This is a genomic window from Actinoplanes sp. NPDC026623 (assembly GCF_040638275.1).
Classification (GTDB): Bacteria; Actinomycetota; Actinomycetes; order Mycobacteriales; family Micromonosporaceae; genus Actinoplanes.
On the sequence record NZ_JBEZXZ010000381.1, the window covers coordinates 1 to 3212 of the forward strand.

3 protein-coding genes and 2 pseudogenes are annotated in these 3212 nt (G+C 74.8%); 4 read left to right on the forward strand and 1 reads right to left on the reverse strand.

Going from position 1 to position 3212, the window contains the following annotated elements; translation table 11 throughout:
- Positions 1-441 (forward strand): annotated as a pseudogene (locus AB0F10_RS44920) (cobalamin-binding protein); the annotation flags it as partial.
- Positions 442-535: 94 nt separating this feature from the next.
- Here AB0F10_RS44920 and AB0F10_RS44925 read toward each other — a convergent pair.
- Entirely contained in the window at positions 536-1342 is an 807-nt protein-coding gene (locus tag AB0F10_RS44925; RefSeq protein ID WP_360640638.1) for a CDP-alcohol phosphatidyltransferase family protein, read from the reverse strand.
- A gap of 105 nt (positions 1343-1447) precedes the next feature.
- Here AB0F10_RS44925 and AB0F10_RS44930 point away from each other — a divergent pair, with 105 nt between their 5' ends.
- The 3 genes and pseudogenes from AB0F10_RS44930 to AB0F10_RS44940 form a co-directional block, all read left to right on the forward strand.
- Positions 1448-2431, forward strand: a complete 984-nt coding sequence (locus AB0F10_RS44930) for a zinc-binding alcohol dehydrogenase (protein ID WP_360640640.1) — start codon at positions 1448-1450, stop codon at positions 2429-2431.
- Positions 2432-2830 carry a 6-carboxytetrahydropterin synthase gene (locus tag AB0F10_RS44935; protein ID WP_360640642.1) on the forward strand — a complete coding sequence of 133 codons (399 nt, stop codon included), beginning with the start codon at positions 2432-2434 and terminating at the stop codon, positions 2828-2830.
- A pseudogene (locus AB0F10_RS44940) lies at positions 2827-3212 on the forward strand (glycosyltransferase family 1 protein); the annotation flags it as partial. The gene AB0F10_RS44935 and the pseudogene AB0F10_RS44940, both read left to right, overlap by 4 nt.

Sequence of the window (3212 nt, forward strand, 5' to 3'; positions counted from 1 at the left end):
GCGGCGCTGCGGGCCAGGCTGGCCGCGGTGGCCGCCGCGGTCGGGGCGCGGCCCCGGCCCCGGGTGGCGATCGTCGAGTGGGTCGAGCCGCCGTTCACGGCGGGGCACTGGGTGCCTGACCTGGTGACGGCCGCCGGCGGCACCCCGGTCGCGGCCCGCCCGGGTGCCCGGTCGGTGGAGACGACCTGGGCCGAGCTGGCCGCGGCCGAGCCCGAGATCGTCCTGGTCACGCCCTGCGGATTCCACCTGGACGGCGCCGCCGGGCAGGCCGCCTCGGTCGTCCGGCACTTCCCGGGCGCCCAGGTCTGGGCGATCGACGGGGATGCCCTGGTGGTCCGCCCCGGCCCCCGCCTGATCGACGGGGTCGAGGCGATCGCGTCGATCCTGCACCCGGACGCGGTCCCGCCCGCCCCGCCGGGCGCGATCGCCCGGATCGCCTAGAGGCCGGCACGCGCGGGGTCGTAGCTCCCGGTATCACGCCAGACCAGCCGGCCGGGCCGTCGACGGGCTGGTGGATCACCGAAGGCGGCCCGTCTCAGGCGCCGACCGGGGCCGGCTGGGGGTGCCGGCGGGGGCGGGTGACCTCGCGGCGGGCGACCACGTCGGCGCGGGCCTGCGCGAAGCGGCGCTGCTGCTCGGTCTCCCAGAGCCAGATCACGTCCCGGCCGAAGGACCAGACCAGCGAGATCAGGGCGCCGCCCACGGCGGCGAAGGCCAGCGCGTCCGGCAGCAGGCTCGCGGTCGCGACCACCAGCACCACGCCCTGGACCGCGGCGACGACCTTGCGGGAGAACTTCGGCGGCAGCGCGGCGTTCATCCACGGCAGGGCCCACGAGGCCGCGACGAAGACGTAGCGGAAGGCGCCGATCGCGATTGTCCACCAGCCGAACGTGCCGGCCACGAAGACGCTCATCACCAGGATGAGGAAGGCGTCGACCTCCATGTCGAAGCGGGCGCCCAGCGCGGACGTCGAGTTGGTCCGGCGGGCCACCTGGCCGTCCACCCCGTCCAGGGCCAGCGCCACGCCGATCAGCGTCACCAGCAGGGGCAGCGGCACCGGCGTCGCGAAGGAGGTCACGGCCTGGGCGGTCACGCCGGCGACCAGGGTCGCGCGGCCCAGGGTCACGGCGTTAGCGGGCCCGAGGGCACGCATCCCGGTGCGGCGCAGTCCGGCGCCGAGCGCCACGGTCAGGACCACGGCGTACGCCGTGCCGGCCAGCCAGCCGGCGGCGCTGAGCCCGGTCGTGGCGGCGAGCGCCGTCAGCAGGGTCAGCTGCGCGGCCAGGCCGACGATCGGTCCACGGCTCTCGCGAGCCGTCATCGTGGCGATACTGATAGTCACCGTGCCTCCGGGTGGGCAAGATCGAGTTGCCGCGTATGGTTGCCGCTTGTCGTCACTGAACACGCTTGATCCGCGCGTTCGGTTCACCTCGGAGGGGAAATACCGATGACGGGTGACGCCCGTGCGTTCTGGCTCGCCGCGCCCGGCCTCGGCGAGATCCGCCCGATCACGGTCGGTGAGCCCGGTCCCGGCGAGGTTCTGGTCCGGACCCTGCACTCGGGTGTGAGCCGCGGCACGGAGACCCTCGTGTTCCGCGGCGGGGTGCCGCAGAGCCAGCACGAGGCGATGCGGGCGCCCTTCCAGGAGGGCGACTTCCCGACGCCGGTGAAGTACGGCTACCTCAACGTCGGCACGGTCGAGCAGGGCCCGCCCGAGCTGCTCGGGCGCACGGTCTTCTCCCTGTACCCGCACCAGACCCGCTTCGTCGTGCCGGTCGGCGCGGTCACCGTGATCCCCGACCGCGTTCCCGCCGGCCGGGCGGTGCTGGCCGGCACCGTGGAGACCGCCGTCAACGCGCTGTGGGACGCCGCGCCGCTGGTCGGCGACCGGATCGCCGTGGTCGGCGCGGGCATGGTCGGCGCGAGCGTCGCCGCCGTGCTGGCCCGCTTCCCGGGCGCTAAGGTGCAGCTCGTGGACGCCGACCCGGCCCGGGCCACCGTCGCGGCGGCGCTCGGGGTCGGCTTCGCGCTGCCGCCGGACGCGGCCGGCGACTGCGACCTGGTCGTGCACGCCAGCGCCACCTCGGCCGGGCTGACCCGGTCCCTCGAGCTGCTGGCGCCGGAGGCCACCGTCATCGAGCTCAGCTGGTACGGCGACCGCGAGGTCAGCGTGCCGCTCGGCGAGTTCTTCCACTCCCGCCGCCTGGTGGTCAAGAGCAGCCAGGTGGGCGGGATCGCCCCGGCGCGGCGCGGGCGCCGCAGCTACGCCGACCGGCTCGCGATCGCCCTGGATCTGCTCGCCGACCCCATCTTCGACGCCCTGATCACCGGGGAGTCGGACTTCGCGCAGCTGCCGGAGGTCATGCCCCGGCTCACCGACGGCTCGCTGCCCGCACTGTGTCATCTGATCAACTACCCGGCAGGAGAGTGAATGTTCAGCGTCACCGTCCGTGACCACATCATGATCGCGCACAGCTTCTCGGGTGAGGTCTTCGGACCCGCCCAGAAGCTGCACGGCGCCACGTTCGTGGTCGACGCCACGTTCAAGCGGCCCGAACTGGACGCGGACAACATCGTCGTCGACATCGGCCGGGCGAGCGAGGAGCTGCACACCATCTGCGGCACGCTCAGTTACCGCAACCTGGACGACGAGCCCGGCTTCGCCGGGCAGAACACCTCGACGGAGTTCCTCGCCAAGGTGATCGCCGACCGGCTCGCCGGCAAGGCGGAGTCGGGCGACCTGGGCGTGGGCGCGCGCGGCCTGACCGGCATCGCGGTCACGCTGCACGAGTCGCACATCGCCTGGGCGAGCTACGAGCGGAACCTGTGACCGAAGCGCTCCATGTGGTGCTGCCGGGTGCCATCGACGACCCGGCGGCACCGAGCGGCGGCAACACCTACGACCGCCGGGTGCTGACCGGCCTGGCCGCCGGCCGCGACGTGCACGAGATCGCGGTGCCGGCGCCCTGGCCGCACCCGCGGGCCGCGGCCACCGCGGCCCTGGGCCGGGCCCTCGGCCGGATCCCGGACGGCGCGCCGGTGCTGCTCGACGGCCTGGTCGGCTGCGCCGTGCCGGAGCTGCTCGAACCGCACCGCGACCGGCTCCGGCTGGTCGTGCTCGTGCACCTGCCGCTCGGCGACGAGACCGGCCTCTCCCCCGCCGAGGCCGCCGAGCTGACCGCGCGGGAGCGGCGCGCGCTGCACGCCGCCGC